This window comes from Shewanella marisflavi (assembly GCF_023283925.1).
GTDB classification, from domain to species: Bacteria; Pseudomonadota; Gammaproteobacteria; order Enterobacterales; family Shewanellaceae; genus Shewanella; species Shewanella marisflavi.
Window position 1 is genome coordinate 246,190 of record NZ_JAKIKX010000005.1, and the last position, 15,376, is coordinate 261,565.

Sequence of the window (15,376 nt, forward strand, 5' to 3'; positions counted from 1 at the left end):
CCGTAAATATATCCATATAGGCTCTACCGAAACATCCCTGTTTCGGAAGCTCACCGGCGTATCTACACTCGGTATCCAATGTCTCTTCGATTTGGCTGCATTTAGGAAGAGTAGAGAGTCAAAAGGTAGCTTGAAAGTCTCTGGATTATAAGTATTCATTCAGTTAATATTATGAAAACTAGTAAATAATGGATTGTTATGAGAGCTATTAATTCAATTTTAATGAGACTCGCTAAACGAGCAGAGAAATTGCAGCCTGATTATTTAGTGAAGTCATTTGTTGATGTTGGCCCCACATACACTCTGCTCTCAAGTACAGACAATCAAATAATGTTTGGCCGAAGAGGGACTGGCAAGACACACTTTTTTGCCGTGCTTAATAATGAAATAAATAATAATGGTATTATCAGTGTTCCTGTTGACATGAGATTAATAGGTTCTTCGGGTGGTATTTTTTCTGACCAAGATATTCCATTGAGTGAAAGAGCTACAAGACTTTTATCTGATACATTATGCATTATCCATGAAGTTATTCTCGAATATGTTTTTGAAAATAATCTAGAAAATGCGACTGAAATAGCTGTGCTACTGAATGAATTTATTGAGCAAGCTACAGCCATAAGTATAGATGGTATATCAGAAAAGGAGTTAAACTCATCTAGACAGTTAATTAATAGTAATTTATCGAAGGCTGATTTGTCTTTAAATGGCATGTCGGTCGGATTTTCAGCTACAGAGTCAAATAATTTAGCTAATGCCGAGAGAAATAAGGTTACTGGTAAGAAAGTTCTAAGAATTCACTTTGGAGCAATAACTAAATTACTTAGTAAAATTGTTTCAAAATTACCTCGCAAAGAACTATGGGTATTAATTGATGAATGGTCTGAAACCCCTTTAGACCTTCAGCCCTATCTTGCAGAGTTATTACGAAGGATTCTTTTCCCTATTCCAGGTATAACCGTAAAAATTGCTGCTATTTCTCATAGGTGTAATTTTATGGAACGCGAATCAGATACTAATGCCTGTATCGGTATTGAATTAGGATCTGATGCCTCATCAGTAATAAATCTAGATGAGTATATGGTCTTTGACAATGACAGTGAAGCAGCTAAAGAGTTTTTTAAGAATTTACTGCATCGACATGTTGTTGCTTTAGATAAAAATTCTTTGTGCGATAAAGAGGCTAACCTGTTTATAAACGATGTGTTTAGTCAAGCTTCATCATTTGATGAATTTGTTCGTGCAGCTGAAGGCGTTCCACGTGATGCTATTAATATAATCTCTCTAGCGGCGCAAGTTGCTCTTAACTACAAAATATCAATACCACATGTTCGTAATTCTGCTAGGAAATGGTTCCAAGTAAATAAACATGCAGCGCTTAACAGTAGGCCTTCAGCAGTTTCATTGCTAGATAAAATCATTAATGAAGTAATAGGTATTAGAAAATCACGTGGCTTCCTAATTAGTAATGAAAGAAATCATGAGCTAATAGATTATCTTTATGATATGAGAATTATCCACGTGCTAAAACAAGGGGTTTCAGCGCAAAATACAGTTGGTAAGAAGTATACTTTATATGTGCTGGACTACGGATGTTACGTTGAGTTAATGTCATCTAAAAATGCGCCGCAGGGGTTGATCATTGAAGCGGATGAAAATGATGAGGATCAATATGTTGAAGTTCCTAAGTCAGACTATAGGTCTGTTAGAAACTCAATATTAAATTTAGATATGGTTAAGGGTCAGTCTAGGCTTGATTTAGTTACTTCAACAGAGCATTTACAATTACCAATTAATAAAAACAAAAGAACAATAATTGTTGACAAATCTCTTGATAAAGATCTTTTGAAGGCGATCCCTGTAAATATTGGAACAATAAAAGTAGGTGGTACTATTTATATTCCAATTATCTTGGTGGCACTAGTGTTAAGAAAAGCAAAAGGGCACGACACTAGCTATGCATCGGAGCTAACTAAAGTAATAAACGAGCATGTGACTTTCAGTGTGAGCAGACCAAAAATCGCTACGAACAATATGTCTCGTGAGCTTAGAAAAGATAATATTTTAGGTTTGGAATGGTTGGTTTTTAAAGAGAATGGTAGAAAGCCATTGTTTTCTTTAAATGATAAATGGAAATCACATTGGAAGCTATATTTTGGAATGCCAGCACCAAGACTTTAAATTTTGGATGTACGACACCTCCTGTATAATTTAATAAATGTTTTGGTTAAGTTTTATATAATTAATTTTATTTAACTAGTCTTGCTTATCGTTAAGGCTCGTTGCAAGGCTTGAAGAGTCATATCTGAGTTGCTCTAGTCGGTTTTAAGTCTAATTGGTGGGAGAGGAAACGGGCTGCTGACACGCTGAAGAGTGAAGAGTGATGAGTGCGTGGTTTGTTGAGAGGTGCTTGCTTAATCGAAATGCTGAGTATCACAGTGAACCTATTGAAGCTAATTAATTGAAATTCAGCTTTAGCTAGGCGGATCTAAACGGCGCTAGACTCTGTGGTGAGTCTAACGCTGTCGATATGTCTTGCGGTAACGCTTGGTTTAAGAGCGTTTCTTCCACAGCATCACGCCGGCGACGATGATCACCAGGGCGATGATAGGGAGTAGGTCGTTAAGGTGGTGGAACAGACCTATGCCGTTATGCCCTGGGTGCGCCCAGGCTGCTGCGGGAAGAAGGCTAGCGAGTAGCAGTAAGGCTTTTTTCATTGTAATACTCCATTTATGTTTAGTTTTATTCATCGGTTTCTAGCTCTAGTTGCATCAGCAGTAGCTCTTCCCCTTCGGTAATGCGGGTCTGAAAACTGTTGCAGCTAGGACAAATGACACTTCGTTCCTTGATGGTATGAGTGCTATGGCAAGCCTGACACTCGAGCACCAATTCCTGATGTATGATCTCCAATTCGGCTTCTCTGGCGCGCCCCTCCAGCTTGAAGGTTTCAAAGGCAGTAGCCAGTAGGGCGGGCTCAACACCGCTCAAGACGCCGATTTTTATCACCACCTTAGTGATGCGATTCGCCTGGTTGGCGATAGCATGCTGCTCGCATTGTTCCAGTAGGGCAGTGACAATCGAATATTCGTGCATTAACAGATCCTTGGTAGCAATTCACCCTGAGGCAGGTCGAGATAGCGACTGCTTCCCCATGGGGTCTTGAGCACCACCTTACCTGTGTGAACCTGTTCGACATGGCCGATAATAGCTGCCTGTTGGCACTGGCCGTAGCGCTGAATGATCTCTAGTGCGCCCTCGGCGATGTCGCCAGGTACCGCCATAATGAAGGTGCCTTCGTTAGCTAGGTCATGGGGCTCAAAGCCATAGAGTTCACACAGGCCTTTTACCTCGTCACACACAGGGATTCTGCTCTCCTCCACGGTAATGCCGACCTCTGAGGCACTGGCCCATTCGTTGAGCACAGCTGCCAGGCCGCCGCGGGTGGCGTCGCGCATGGCGTGAACTTGGATGTTGCAGGCGATAAGTTGCTCGACCACGGGCCAGAGGTTGGCGCAGTCGCTGACCAGCTCAGATTCTAGGGTGAGTCCCTCGCGGGCCATCAAGATGGCGGCGCCGTGACGGCCGATATCCCCTGAGACTATGATGGCATCGCCTACTTGCAGATTTTTCACCGAGATCTGCGGTTTTAACACGCGGCCGACGCCAGAGGTATTGATAAACAGACCATCGGCGCAGCCCTTAGGCACTACCTTGGTATCGCCGCAGACAATGCGGGTGCCGCTTTTGTGCAGTTCCTCGGCCATGCTGGCAACAATCGCCTTGAGATCCTTGATGGCAAAGCCCTCTTCGATGATGAAGCTGCAGCTTAGGTATTGGGGCTCGGCGCCCATCATCGCCAGATCGTTAACCGTGCCCGCGATGGCGAGTTTGCCTATGTTGCCACCGGCAAAAAACAGCGGTGAGACAGTGAAAGAGTCTGTGGTAAAGGCAGTCTGGCCATCGAAGTGGAGCAGGGCGGCGTCTTCCTCACTGGCTAAAATCGGGTTGTTAAAGGCTTTAAAGAAGATCGACTGGATCAGACGATTCATCTCTTTGCCGCCACCGCCGTGACTGAGTTGTACTTTCTTTTCATTGCTGTTGTCGGCCATGATTAGACTCCGTTATAGCGGTAATAGGCGTTGCAAGCACCTTCTGAGCTGACCATGCAGCTACCAAGGGGCGTTTCAGGGGTGCAGCCGCGGCCGAAGACTTTACAGTCTTTAGGTTTGGCGATGCCCCTTAAGATGTCACCGCACTGACAGGCTTTGTGATCGTCGATATCGGCCACATTGAGCATGTCGCGATAGATCACCTCGGCGTCGCGGTGGGCATATTCGGGCTTAAGCATTAATGCCGACTCGTTTAGTGGCCCAAGACCTCGCCAGCGAAAATGTGGTCTGATGGTGAGGTATTGATTCACTTTTTGCTGGGCATGCACATTGCCATCTTCGCTGACAGCGCGGCTATATTGCACGTCGAGCTCGGCTTTCCCCTCGACCTTTTGCTTAACGATGCGCAGGATGGATTCCATCACATCCACAGGCTCAAAACCGGACACCACTACCGGAGTACCGTATTGATTAACGGCGGGGCGGTAGAGTTTGGCGCCTGAGATCACGCTGACATGGGCGGGACCGATAAAGGCATTTACCTTGGCTTGTGGATCGGCCATCACGGCATCGATTGCCGGCGGCACCAGCACATGGTTAATATGAAACAGTAGGTTATCCAGCCCTTGCTGCTCAGCCTGTTCAATTAACACCGCCGTCATGGGCGTTGAGGTCTCAAAGCCGATAGCGAAGAAGATCACCTTTTTATCCGGATTCTCCTTGGCGATAACTAAGGCATCCATGGGGTCGTAGAGGGGGCGAATGTCACAGCCCTTGGCTCTAAACTCGGCCAGGCTGCCGTTTGAACCGGGCACGCGGATCATATCCCCTAACGTCACCAGGATCACATCGGGTTGGGATGCCAGAATGGCGGCATGGTCGATACGCTCTTTGGGCATGACACACACGGGGCAGCCTGGGCCATGCACAAACTCAATATTGTCTGGTAGCAGCTGATTAAGCCCATACTTCATGATGGTGTGGGTATGACCGCCACACACCTCCATGATGTAGATATTGCCCTCATGCTTGGCGGTGTGAAGGGCGATCTCTTTGGCCAGGTTGTGAATGGTGTCAGGATCTCTAAAGCCCTGATACAGCTGTTTTAGCTCTATCATGATTGGGCCTCCTGTTCATTCATCTTGGCAACGATCTCCTGATACAGGTCCAGGCTCTGCTCCGCGTCGGCTTTGTCTATCTTGTTCATCACAAAGCCAATATGGATCAGTACATAGTCGTCGATCTCCAGAGGCTCACTCATTAAATGGCTGCTGACCTTGCGCTTAACCCCTAGGGTCTCTACCGTGACGGCCTGCTCCTCAGGATGCAACTCGACAATTCTTGATGGAATAGACAAACACATAATTAATGGCTCCTGTGAGCGTTTAGCCAGTCGACAACGGCGCGCATGCTGTCGCCATCCTTAATGGAGGTAATGATCACCTCGGCCTCAGGATTGAGGCGTTTTACCTGTGCCTTGGCTTCCTCGACGCTAAAGTCAAAGTGGGGCAGCAGATCCGCCTTAGTGATCAACACCAGGTCTGCCTTGCGGAACATTACAGGATATTTTTCTATCTTGTCGTCGCCTTCGGGCACTGAGACCAGCACCACGTTGAAATGGGTGCCAACATCATAAGAGGCGGGGCAGACCAGGTTGCCGACGTTTTCGACAAAGCAAATATCCAGCGATGCCAGATCCACATGATGCAGGGCGTCATGCACCATAAAGGCGTCCAGGTGGCAGGCGGAGCCGGTTTGGATCTGAAAGGCGGGGATCCCTTTAGCCAGCAGGCGGTCGGCATCGCGGGAGGTTTCCAGGTCGCCTTCGACCACACCATAGTTAAGATCTGTGTATTCTTTAAGGTGTTCCAGCAGTGTGGTTTTCCCGCTGCCCGGACTACTCATCAGGTTAAAGGCGGTGATATTGTGAGCCTCGAAGTGGGCGCGGTTGTGGGCCGCTTCATGGTCGTTTTTATCGAGGATTTTATGGATCACCGACAGGGTTTTCTTGTCGTTGAGCTGAGGATTGCTACGCAGGGTGCCGTGGTCGTGATGATGGGAATGACCGTGCTCATGGCTGTGGTCATGAAGATGGTCGTGCTCATGGCTGTGATCTCGAGTGATAGAGCAACCGCAGTCTTTACACATAATGAACTCCAAAAAATCTAAGGCGTTAATGCCATTTTGCGCTAGGGACCCAAAGACTTCATTGACGCGGGTCAGTTTTAGGCAAAATCCTGTTAATCAAATTGGCTCAAGTTGTTGTGGGAAATAACGGTTATCGTAAATCGTTATTCGATATTGCTTTTCCACTCACCTTGGGCCTTGCTATTACTGTGTATGGCGTACCAGAGTTGCCCCAGGGCAATGCCGCCATCGTTCACCGGTACCTGATCTGAATCCAGTACCTTAATCTCTGCCATATTCAGGCGCTTGCGTGTCTCGCTAAGCAGGTAGCGGTTTTGAAACACGCCGCCGCAGAGCACCACATCAAGCTCCTTATGTTCCGCGGCGCAATCAGTTACCGCCTGTGCCAGCGCATTCATAAAGGCGCGGGCGATAAGGCTGATGCCGTCGGGCTTATCCTGCCAATGCAGCAGGGCATCGACCATCTCTTGCCAGAGCGCCGAGAGTTGCCAAACACCGTCAATCTGCTTGAGGGTAAAGCCTATTCCCGATTGGGTAAGCTGCGCCTCGGTAACCGCATTGGCCTTTGCCTCGATCAACATGCCCGCCTGGCCTTCAAATTGAGTGGTTTGCATCAGATTAAGCAGACAGGCGGCGGCATCGAACAGACGGCCGATGGAACTGGTCATCTGGGTGGCCACGCCTTTATGCCACAGGGTGTGCAGGTTGCCGATAAGGCTGCCGGGCAGAGCCTTAAGTGCGTTGAGCGGGAGGGCCTTAATCTCTTCAGGCGAGTAGCGTTCGAATAACAGTGCCAGCATGATGCGGCGGGGATCTTTAATCGCCTGCTCGCCGCCAATCAGCGCCATGGGGCTCAGATGGGCGACGCGCTGGTAATTAGCGACATCGGCAAGCATGGCTTCACCGCCCCAAAGCTGGCGCTTATCACCAAGGCCTGTACCATCGAAACTAAAGCCCAGCACCTTGTCAGTGATCTGATTGACCGCCATCACGCTGAGAATATGAGCGTAATGGTGCTGCACCTGAGTGTAGCTAATCACCTTGTTTTGTTGTTGGCACTCTTGTTGCGCCCACTGGGTCGAGGCGTAATCGGGGTGTTTGTCGCTCACCAACAGCTTAGGACTGAACTGGTACAGGCGCTTAAAGGTGGCCAGAGTGTCAGTAAAATATTGTTCTGCCTCAAGGCTAAAGAGATCGCCGATATGGGGGCTGAGCACAAGGTTGTGATCGAAACCAAAGGCGATGCTGTTTTTCTGCTGAGCGCCTACTGCCAACGTTTCTTGGGGAACAGCCTCGGGCATGGCTAGAGTCAGCGGTGCGTAGCCTCGGGCGAGTCGGATCACCTGCAGCTTGTCATCAATCATCTGCACCACGCTGTCGTCACAGCCGTTAAGGATCTCACGGTTATGATCCAGCACGGCATCGACGACGCCAGCTAGGCGTTCGAAGATATCTGCTGCATGGGTGATGATGGGCTCGCCGCTGCGGTTGGCACTGGTGGCTACCAGAGGTCGGTTAAGCCTGACAAGCAGTAGCTGATGTAAGGGGGTATAAGGTAAAAATAGCCCTAATCTATCAATGCCGGGTGCCACGGCTGGGCTTAGGGCACCTTGGTGCGGCGCTTTTTGCAGCAGTGTGATAGGGCGCTCGGCGCTTTGTAGCAGCTGCCATTCGGCCTCGCTGCCCCTGGCTAAGGTTTTCGCCATCTCCAGTGAGGCGCACATGACCGCAAAGGGCTTGGCGGGGCGCTGCTTACGTCTGCGCAGTCTCTGCACCGCCTCATCATTGGTGGCATCGCACACCAGATGAAAACCACCCAATCCCTTGATGGCCAGGGTTTTACCTTGGGTAAGCAGTTCAACGGCCTGCTCCAGCGCGGCATTTTTCTCGGCAACTAGGCTTTGCTCAGCCGAGAGTAGCGACAGCTGCGGCCCACATTGGGGGCAACTTACCGGCTGGGCATGGTAGCGCCTGTCTAGCGGGTCTTGATAGGCGGCGGCGCAGGCGTCACACATGGCGAAGTTAGCCATGGCGGTATTGGGTCTGTCATAGGGCAGGGCGCGGATCAGGGTATACCTGGGGCCACAGTTGGTGCAGTTGGTAAAAGGGTATTGGTAGTGGCGGTTACTCGGGTCCATGATCTCTTCGAGACACTCCTGGCAACTGCTCTTATCGCTGGACACTGCAACCACGGCCTTGGCATCGGCTTGGCTGTGCTGGATCTCGAAGCTGTCGCAATCTTCAAGGGGGAGCTCTAACTCGCTCAAGCTGTCGATGCGCGCCAAAGGGGGCGGCGTCTGGCTAAGGGTCTCAATGAAGGCGTTAATGGCCGCATCGCTTCCCTGAAGTTCTACCGTTACCCCTTTGCTGTGATTAAAGGTGAAGCCTAGCAGCCCAAGCTCAATCGCCCAGCGATAGACGAAGGGACGAAAACCAACCCCTTGGACGATACCCGTGATCTCAAGTCTCACTCGCTTGGTCGCTGTTGCGGCCTTTGGCAAAGTGCGTGACATGGTTAAAGCCTGCGTTTTTTCAGCAGCAGGGCGCCGACAGCATGGTTGTTGCCATCTATCTCAAGCTGTTGATTGTGTTTGATGGGGAAGTTTTTGCCGATCCGCAGGGCAACTCGCTGACACAAAAGCGGGTTAGCCCACTCGCTACCGGCCAGGGCAACTGACTTGACCCCAAGGTTGAGGTCCAGATGCTCAATCCAGTTGGCCAGATAGTCGGCAAAGGAGTCGTGCATGCCAAAGGCGAGCTTATTGCTGTCTCTGTCATCTGCCAGACGGAAACTGATCAAGCTGCCCAGCGTCTTGCACCAGTTGAGGCTGCGATAGGCCTCGCCTCGGGTGAGTGGATAGTCGATGCGCGGAGAGTTCGCGCCGCGATGGGCCAGCGCGCTGGCAATCAGGGCATCGTTAAGATCACTAAGGCTTAATGAGCGGCTCTCTAGCCCCAGAATCACGGCGCCAACTGCCCAGAGGGCGCTGAGACTATGGCGTTTTGCAGGCAGTTTAAGATCGAGAAGGCGCAGGTAATCTTCAGGATAATGCTGTTTGAATTTTTCGAGCACCTTACGCTGTGGACTCTGTTCCAACTGATGATAGATCTCATAGCCGTTTTCAGGCAGCTCGGGCAGGGCAAAGAAACGCTCGGCTTCACACTTGTTATCTAAGGTGTAGATCTGTCCACCATGTTCGCGGCTAAGATAGATAACGGCGCTGTTTTTGCTAAGGCCATGTTCAAGATTGACGCTATGCAAGGCGCACAGCGCCAGTTCGTCATCGCCGAGAATTGCCTCGTTTAGCTCTCTATGTTGCGCCTTGCTCTTAGGCCCTTTTTCCACCCGATAGTGTCCTTTCGGCTTATCGCTGTGGCTGGCGTAATAATAGGTGTCTTGATCTGCTAACAGCACAGCCTCATGCAATGGTTGTTTTGCCGAATCAATGCCGATACAGCTGGGCTGTGAGCTGTGAATGTCGGCCCATTGGCCATCGATATAGGCCAGTGCCTCGCCTTGAGCGGGATCGTCTAGGTAGACCCAATCTGTGCCATGTTGGCGCAGGTGCTCAGCCAAGATCACCAGTAGGCGGTTGTAGGCAAAGCAGAGATCGTATAGTGGCTCGGCGAGCTTTGGATGCTCTTTGATGGGGCGGACACAGATAAGGGGTTTTTCAATGCTCGACAGGGCCAGCACCTGAGGATCGCTAAGGTGGAACTGCGCATTGAGGGTATTCGGGTTACAGACAAGCAGGCGCGGACGAGTAGGGATAGCTAGCGGATTGAGACTAAGGTGAATACCGCCTGCCAATTTAATTTCACCCTCTGCCATCAGGGTGTGATACATGGCCTGAATGTCGGTGGCGGTCAGGCCTCGATAGTCCTGATGAATGCGTTGCTCGCCGTGGCAGCAGTCGCACACAAGATCCAGTTGACCAAATTGGGACGCTTGGTTATCACCAAAGTGCGGCGCACACTGCTGACAAAATTCTTGGGAGAGGGACTCTGTGGGTAAAGGTTTGCTTGTGCCCGTTGGGGCGTCGATTAGGGCGATACGAGAATCGGTGAGCCAGACAGAAATTAAGAAGTCTTGCGCGATGGCATCAGCTAAGGTTTCTAGCTCACTCTGCTGGCCCTGGGCTTCGATAAAATAGGCGCCACCTTGATAACCGACATGGATGTTTAGATCACCATAATTTAGGTATCGGTTACATAAATGCGCGTAAAGCGGCACCTGTCGTGAACAGGTAAACTCAAATTTTATTGTCTTCATTTAGTGATACACCGCGCTTATAAGAATCTGGAATGAGAGTTTCAATCGCCACGTGGTTGATTCGTTCGATCTCGAATCCGAGGGACTTGAAATGGGTCAGTATTGTCGTTTCCATCAGGGGAACGGCGGCGGCGACACTCGGGGTGAGCCCCAGTGTCATAGGTTCGAGTACGGTTGGCGTGCAGCCAAGTACGAAGGTCTTAGGTCTGTCTCCGACCATCTCCATCATGGTCAATGTCTGTAACATCTCCACCTCATGGGCGCTTCCTTGCCAATCGATTTCGCTGGGAGCCTTGTCGAAATCGAAAAAATAAACTTCTCCTGGGCCTACGCCGTGGGCGTTGACCGTATCGACTACTACAAGATAGTCGTATTTACAGATAATGGGAATTAGCCCTTGGGCTAAGGTGCCACCATCCATCACATCGAGCTGATGCGACGGATGGTTAAAGCGATAGTTTTCTTGTAGGTAATTGACAAAATGTACGCCGATCCCTTCATCGGCGTACAGCACATTACCAATACCGAGTAACAGTATTTTCATGGCGCCCTTATTTAATGTTTCTTAGGGTGGTAGTCATAGCCAGAGACAATAGAATCTACCGAATTATGTTTAAATCTAATGCCGGTCCATACCGCCATGTAGACGTGAATGACGACAAAGATAATAAACACCCAAGTAAAGTAATGGTGCCAGATACGTACCTGAGCCAAACCGCCCATGGCACTGGTTACCCAAGCAGCCATATCAGCCAACATGCCGCCTAGACCTAAGTGGTAGACATTGGCATACAGTGCCAGTCCCGTAATGCAGATAAGTACTGCGACCACAGAAATGGCAAAGTAGGTGACAAACTGTAATGGGCCGTAGACACCTTTCTTGTCCAGGTGTCCCATCCAGAGATAGGACTTAAGTTGCACTATCCAGCTGTTGACACTGGTGACATCTTTAAAGGATCGCCGCTCAATATCACTCTTGCTGAAAAAGAACAGATAAGCTCGCACTAAAGTGATGGCACATAGCAGAAAGCCAAACACTTGATGAGCAAATCTTATCCATCCCTGAACCAAGACATCAGAGCTACTTGGTGCGACCAAGAACGGCCAGGCAATATAGAAACCTGTAATGACAAGAACCAATATGGCTAGCGCTCGCAACCAGTGAAAAATCCTGATCGCGGCGCTGAAGATAAAGGCTCTCTCATAGGGTACATTGTGTGTAGCCATGAGTTGCTCCTTAGTTATTGCCGTTTGGGTCGATACGGAACTCACCCAAGTCTTGACCCTTATAGTCCATTACGTGTACCGAGCAGGCCATACAAGGGTCGAATGAGTGGATGATACGTATCACCTCAAGGGGCCTAGTCGGATCTTCCATCTTCAGTCCTATTAGCGATGCCTCATAAGGACCTAACTTACCCGCTGCGTCCACAGGACCTGCGTTCCAGGTGGTGGGCACCACAGCTTGGTAGTTTTCGACTAAACCATTTTTGATACGGATCCAGTGACTGAGCATGCCGCGTGGCGCCTCAATCATGGCGTGACCCACATACTCCTTGTTTGAATCTATTTCAGGTTTCACATAGGTCGCTTCATCGACTTGAATGTTACTAATGAGGGCGTCGAAAGTTTTAAGGCCTTCTTCGGCAACAATCACTGTTTGCAGCATGCGCGCCGCAGTGCGCCCTAACGTGGTGAACAGCGCCTCAACCGGCAGACCTGTCACTTCCAACAGACCGTTAACGGCATCGACAACCACCTTGTTTCCGCGGGCATAGCTGACCAGCAGACTAGAAAGTGGGCCCACTTCGACAGGCTCACCTTGATAGCGTGGTGATTTCACCCAGCTGTACTTACCGTCGCCATCCAGTGTCGGCAACTTACCGTACACAGTGTCGCGTTCTACAAAACCTGTGTAGTTAGGGATAGTGGTGCCGTCATATGGATGTTGAGGACCCTCTGCATCGTACCAGGCGTGGCTAACGTCTTCTTTGATCAGGTCTGGGTTTAAATCACTGACATTGGCCAGATCGCCATTCATGATCACACCCTGATCAAACATGTATTGACCATCGGCTAAGACAAAGTCATTAGTTGCCATGAAGTTCTTCACATTGACGCCGCCCAGCACGCTAGGCTCGCCGCCGAAGGCTTCTGCTGCCATGACGATATCGGCCTTGTAGGCACGATGGATAAAGTCGGTCACTATGGCATGCTTCTGTTTCCACTCCTGCAGACGGGCAGGGCTGAGCATGTCACGTACCGAGGTAACACCGCCGACTACCAGTGACTGTGGATGCGGCTGCTTACCACCAAAGATGGCCAGCATTTCGGCGGCAACGCGCTGTACTTCCAGTGCCTTAAGGTAGTGTGACAGGGCGATTAGGTTCTGCTCTGGGGTAAACTTATAGGTGCTGTTACCCCAGTAGGCGTTGGCGAAGGGGCCGAGTTTACCAGTTTCGACAAAGCCTTTAACACGCTCTTGTACTGCACGTAGTTCACCTTCACCGGCGGCGATTGGCTTGTCGGTATACTTAAGGGCAACTTGTGCCGCTGCAGCAGGATCGGCGCTTAGTGCTGAGACCACATCTACCCAATCCAGCCCGTGGAGGTGGTAGAAATGTACTATATGGTCGTGCATATAAAGCGAGGTCTGCATCAGCGAGCGCAGATACTTGGCGTTTAGTGGGATCTTCAATCCTAAGGCGTTCTCAACCGCCTCAGTACCACAGCGATAGTGGGAATAGGTACAGACACCACAGATACGTTGTACGATAAGGCCAACATCCATCGGGGTACGTCCCTTAAGGATCACCTCGATGCCACGCCAAAGAGTGGAAGAGGACCAGGCTTTTTGAACAACATTATTTTCGTCGACTTCGACCTCGATGCGCAGATGGCCTTCGATTCGAGTGATAGGGTCGATAACTACACGTTTGCTCATTGAATTAGTCCTCCTTAGAATTGGCAAATACGCTGGCAACAGCGTGAGCGCCGATACCTACAGCTGTGGCACCCAAGATCACTGCGCCGACAGTATCGGCCGTTGCGTCCAGTCCATGAAGGAGCTGTCTACCAAGGGGTTTTTCAAAGTCGGCCATATCGTCCCAGAAGTTAGGTTCAGAACAGCCCATGCATCCATGACCTGCGAGTACTGGCCAACTGGTGTGATGGTTGAATCTTTCTGTGGGGCAGTTGTTATAGGTATAAGGTCCTTTACAGCCCACTTTGTAGAGGCAGTAGCCGTCTTTTGCACCTTGATCGCCAAACTCTTCGACAAACTCGCCGGCATCGAAGCGGCCGCGACGTTCACAGTTATCGTGTACCCGTGCGCCATAGGCCCATTTAGGACGGTTAAACATATCCAGTGCGGGAAGTTTACCGAACATGATGAAGTACATGAGTGTACCGACTATGTTCTTTTCGCTCGGTGGACAGCCACCTAAGTTAACCACTGTCTTATCGATCACCTTGTCGACACCTTTAGCGCCGGTTGGGTTCGGCGCTGCGGCCTGAACGCCACCGAAGGCGGCACAAGTACCCACAGAGATGATGGCGGCTGCGCCCTCGGCTGCATGGGTGACGATCTCAAGTCCAGTATGGCCCTTACATCCTACCGTTAGGAAGGCACCGTTGTTGGCCGTAGGTATAGCCCCTTCGACCGCGAGTAGATAGTTGCCCTTATAGGCTTCTAGGGCATGCTCCAGGTTCTCTTCAGCCTGCCAACCCGCAGCGGCCATCAAGGTCTCATGGTATTCCAATGAAACATGATCGAAGATAAGGGAGTCGAGGTTAGGCGCGTCTGCGCGAACTAATGATTCGGAGCAGCCAGTACATTCGGCCATGTGCAGCCAAATGAGCGGTACCCGATCGGCCAGTTCGGCGGCTTCGGCAACTAAGGTACTAAATGGTAATGGTAGCGCGAGCATCGCGGTAACGGCGGCGCTCCATTTCATAAAGTCTCGACGGCTAATGCCATGCTCTTCCATCTTGTCTTGCAATGTATGAGCATGACGAGGCGCTAAGCGACGTAACTCTTCGAGGCGTGCTTGGCCTTGCTGATATAAGGCGGCATGTGTGTCCATGGTTAACCCTTTGTTTTCTTTTTGATGCGAAAATGTAGTGGCACGTTTCAATGACTTAGTTTAGGCCTCAAGTTCTGCGCGAATGTTGATATATGTCAACATTTGTAAACCTTGTGAATCGCAAGGGCTTTTAAGCTTGCCGCGATATGAGCTGGATCAAGTTAATTTTAAAATGTGGGTCAAAATGTCCCAATTTGACGGGTGAAATTGATCGGCTTCAAATTTTTTGATTGTCAAGTAAGTGGCTGTTTTGTCTGCTTATAAATAAAATTGGTCAAATCTTCGGCTTTTTAGACCAACCTTATATACACTTAAGGTGCAGACACTAAAAAGGAGTCAGAATATGGAGTCGATGAAAGTCGTTGATTATATGGATCGCCAACCCGTGTTATTACAGGCGGATATGACACTGGCTGCTGCAGTCGAAAAGCTGTTAACACAAAAAAAATTAGGCGCGGCTGTGGTTGATACACAGGGTCATTTAGTGGGGTTTTTGTCGCAACAAGATTGTTTAGCCGTGATGCTAAAGAGTACCTATCATTGTGATCTTACCGCCAACGTGAGCGACTGTATGCGCACCGATGTGCTTAGCGTTGCTAAAGATGAGTCCATCATAAGCCTTGCCGAGCAGATGCTGCTGCCTAAGCCAAAAATCTATCCGGTTGTCGATCAGGGCAGGGTCATTGGCATCATAGATAGAAATGCCGTGCTGAGGGCGATCAATAACTCTATGCAGGAGTGTTATCTCAAGCCTGCCTAAG

General features: G+C 49.6%; 14 protein-coding genes. 2 read left to right on the top strand and 12 right to left on the bottom strand.

Annotation, left to right across the window (positions count from 1 at the left end; genetic code table 11):
• The first annotated feature begins 198 nt into the window (after positions 1-198).
• On the top strand, positions 199-2,181 hold the full coding sequence (locus tag L2712_RS12500) for an ORC-CDC6 family AAA ATPase (RefSeq protein ID WP_088904772.1): 1,983 nt from the start codon (positions 199-201) through the stop codon (positions 2,179-2,181).
• Between the two features lie 371 nt (positions 2,182-2,552).
• Here L2712_RS12500 and L2712_RS12505 read toward each other — a convergent pair whose 3' ends face one another.
• From L2712_RS12505 to hyaA, 12 genes are all read right to left on the bottom strand, one after another.
• Positions 2,553-2,717 carry a hypothetical protein gene (locus tag L2712_RS12505; RefSeq protein ID WP_011865552.1) on the bottom strand — a complete coding sequence of 55 codons (165 nt, stop codon included), beginning with the start codon at positions 2,715-2,717 and terminating at the stop codon, positions 2,553-2,555.
• Positions 2,718-2,742: 25 nt separating this feature from the next.
• The gene (locus L2712_RS12510) at positions 2,743-3,093 is read right to left on the bottom strand and encodes a hydrogenase maturation nickel metallochaperone HypA/HybF (RefSeq protein WP_248977964.1); all 351 of its coding nucleotides are present in this window, start codon (positions 3,091-3,093) and stop codon (positions 2,743-2,745) included.
• Entirely contained in the window at positions 3,093-4,109 is a 1,017-nt protein-coding gene (gene hypE, locus L2712_RS12515; RefSeq protein ID WP_248977965.1) for a hydrogenase expression/formation protein HypE, read from the bottom strand. Before hypE ends, L2712_RS12510 begins: the two co-directional genes overlap by 1 nt.
• Before the next feature lie 2 nt (positions 4,110-4,111).
• On the bottom strand, positions 4,112-5,227 hold the full coding sequence (gene hypD, locus L2712_RS12520) for a hydrogenase formation protein HypD (protein ID WP_248977966.1): 1,116 nt from the start codon (positions 5,225-5,227) through the stop codon (positions 4,112-4,114).
• A complete protein-coding gene (locus L2712_RS12525) occupies positions 5,224-5,472 on the bottom strand; it encodes a HypC/HybG/HupF family hydrogenase formation chaperone (protein WP_033538291.1) in 249 nt (82 codons plus the stop codon). The genes hypD and L2712_RS12525 overlap by 4 nt, the downstream gene beginning before the upstream one ends.
• A gap of 2 nt (positions 5,473-5,474) precedes the next feature.
• Positions 5,475-6,257, bottom strand: coding sequence for a hydrogenase nickel incorporation protein HypB (hypB, locus tag L2712_RS12530; RefSeq protein WP_248977967.1), 783 nt, complete (start codon positions 6,255-6,257; stop codon positions 5,475-5,477).
• Positions 6,258-6,400: 143 nt separating this feature from the next.
• A complete protein-coding gene (hypF, locus tag L2712_RS12535; RefSeq protein ID WP_248977968.1) occupies positions 6,401-8,770 on the bottom strand; it encodes a carbamoyltransferase HypF in 2,370 nt (789 codons plus the stop codon).
• 2 nt (positions 8,771-8,772) lie between these two features.
• Positions 8,773-10,530 carry a NiFe hydrogenase gene (locus L2712_RS12540; protein ID WP_248977969.1) on the bottom strand — a complete coding sequence of 586 codons (1,758 nt, stop codon included), beginning with the start codon at positions 10,528-10,530 and terminating at the stop codon, positions 8,773-8,775.
• Complete coding sequence (locus tag L2712_RS12545) at positions 10,511-11,074, bottom strand: HyaD/HybD family hydrogenase maturation endopeptidase (protein WP_033538294.1); 564 nt, start codon at positions 11,072-11,074, stop codon at positions 10,511-10,513. The genes L2712_RS12540 and L2712_RS12545 overlap by 20 nt, the downstream gene beginning before the upstream one ends.
• A gap of 11 nt (positions 11,075-11,085) precedes the next feature.
• On the bottom strand, positions 11,086-11,757 hold the full coding sequence (gene cybH / locus L2712_RS12550) for a Ni/Fe-hydrogenase, b-type cytochrome subunit (protein WP_033538295.1): 672 nt from the start codon (positions 11,755-11,757) through the stop codon (positions 11,086-11,088).
• A 10-nt stretch (positions 11,758-11,767) separates the two neighbouring features.
• On the bottom strand, positions 11,768-13,474 hold the full coding sequence (gene hyaB / locus L2712_RS12555; RefSeq protein WP_248977970.1) for a nickel-dependent hydrogenase large subunit: 1,707 nt from the start codon (positions 13,472-13,474) through the stop codon (positions 11,768-11,770).
• Between the two features lie 4 nt (positions 13,475-13,478).
• On the bottom strand, positions 13,479-14,615 hold the full coding sequence (gene hyaA / locus L2712_RS12560; protein ID WP_248977971.1) for a nickel-dependent hydrogenase small subunit: 1,137 nt from the start codon (positions 14,613-14,615) through the stop codon (positions 13,479-13,481).
• Between the two features lie 343 nt (positions 14,616-14,958).
• On the opposite strand from hyaA, the gene L2712_RS12565 reads away from it, so the two are divergent.
• Complete coding sequence (locus L2712_RS12565; RefSeq protein WP_088904763.1) at positions 14,959-15,375, top strand: CBS domain-containing protein; 417 nt, start codon at positions 14,959-14,961, stop codon at positions 15,373-15,375.
• Position 15,376: the final 1 nt, after the last annotated feature.

Coding starts and splice junctions, on each gene's coding strand:
- L2712_RS12500 (WP_088904772.1), top strand. CDS start 199: ATGAGAGCTATTAATTCAATTTTAATGAGACTCGCTAAACGAGCAGAG.
- L2712_RS12505 (WP_011865552.1), bottom strand. CDS start 2,717: ATGAAAAAAGCCTTACTGCTACTCGCTAGCCTTCTTCCCGCAGCAGCC.
- L2712_RS12510 (WP_248977964.1), bottom strand. CDS start 3,093: ATGCACGAATATTCGATTGTCACTGCCCTACTGGAACAATGCGAGCAG.
- hypE (WP_248977965.1), bottom strand. CDS start 4,109: ATGGCCGACAACAGCAATGAAAAGAAAGTACAACTCAGTCACGGCGGT.
- hypD (WP_248977966.1), bottom strand. CDS start 5,227: ATGATAGAGCTAAAACAGCTGTATCAGGGCTTTAGAGATCCTGACACC.
- L2712_RS12525 (WP_033538291.1), bottom strand. CDS start 5,472: ATGTGTTTGTCTATTCCATCAAGAATTGTCGAGTTGCATCCTGAGGAG.
- hypB (WP_248977967.1), bottom strand. CDS start 6,257: ATGTGTAAAGACTGCGGTTGCTCTATCACTCGAGATCACAGCCATGAG.
- hypF (WP_248977968.1), bottom strand. CDS start 8,770: ATGTCACGCACTTTGCCAAAGGCCGCAACAGCGACCAAGCGAGTGAGA.
- L2712_RS12540 (WP_248977969.1), bottom strand. CDS start 10,530: ATGAAGACAATAAAATTTGAGTTTACCTGTTCACGACAGGTGCCGCTT.
- L2712_RS12545 (WP_033538294.1), bottom strand. CDS start 11,074: ATGAAAATACTGTTACTCGGTATTGGTAATGTGCTGTACGCCGATGAA.
- cybH (WP_033538295.1), bottom strand. CDS start 11,757: ATGGCTACACACAATGTACCCTATGAGAGAGCCTTTATCTTCAGCGCC.
- hyaB (WP_248977970.1), bottom strand. CDS start 13,474: ATGAGCAAACGTGTAGTTATCGACCCTATCACTCGAATCGAAGGCCAT.
- hyaA (WP_248977971.1), bottom strand. CDS start 14,615: ATGGACACACATGCCGCCTTATATCAGCAAGGCCAAGCACGCCTCGAA.
- L2712_RS12565 (WP_088904763.1), top strand. CDS start 14,959: ATGGAGTCGATGAAAGTCGTTGATTATATGGATCGCCAACCCGTGTTA.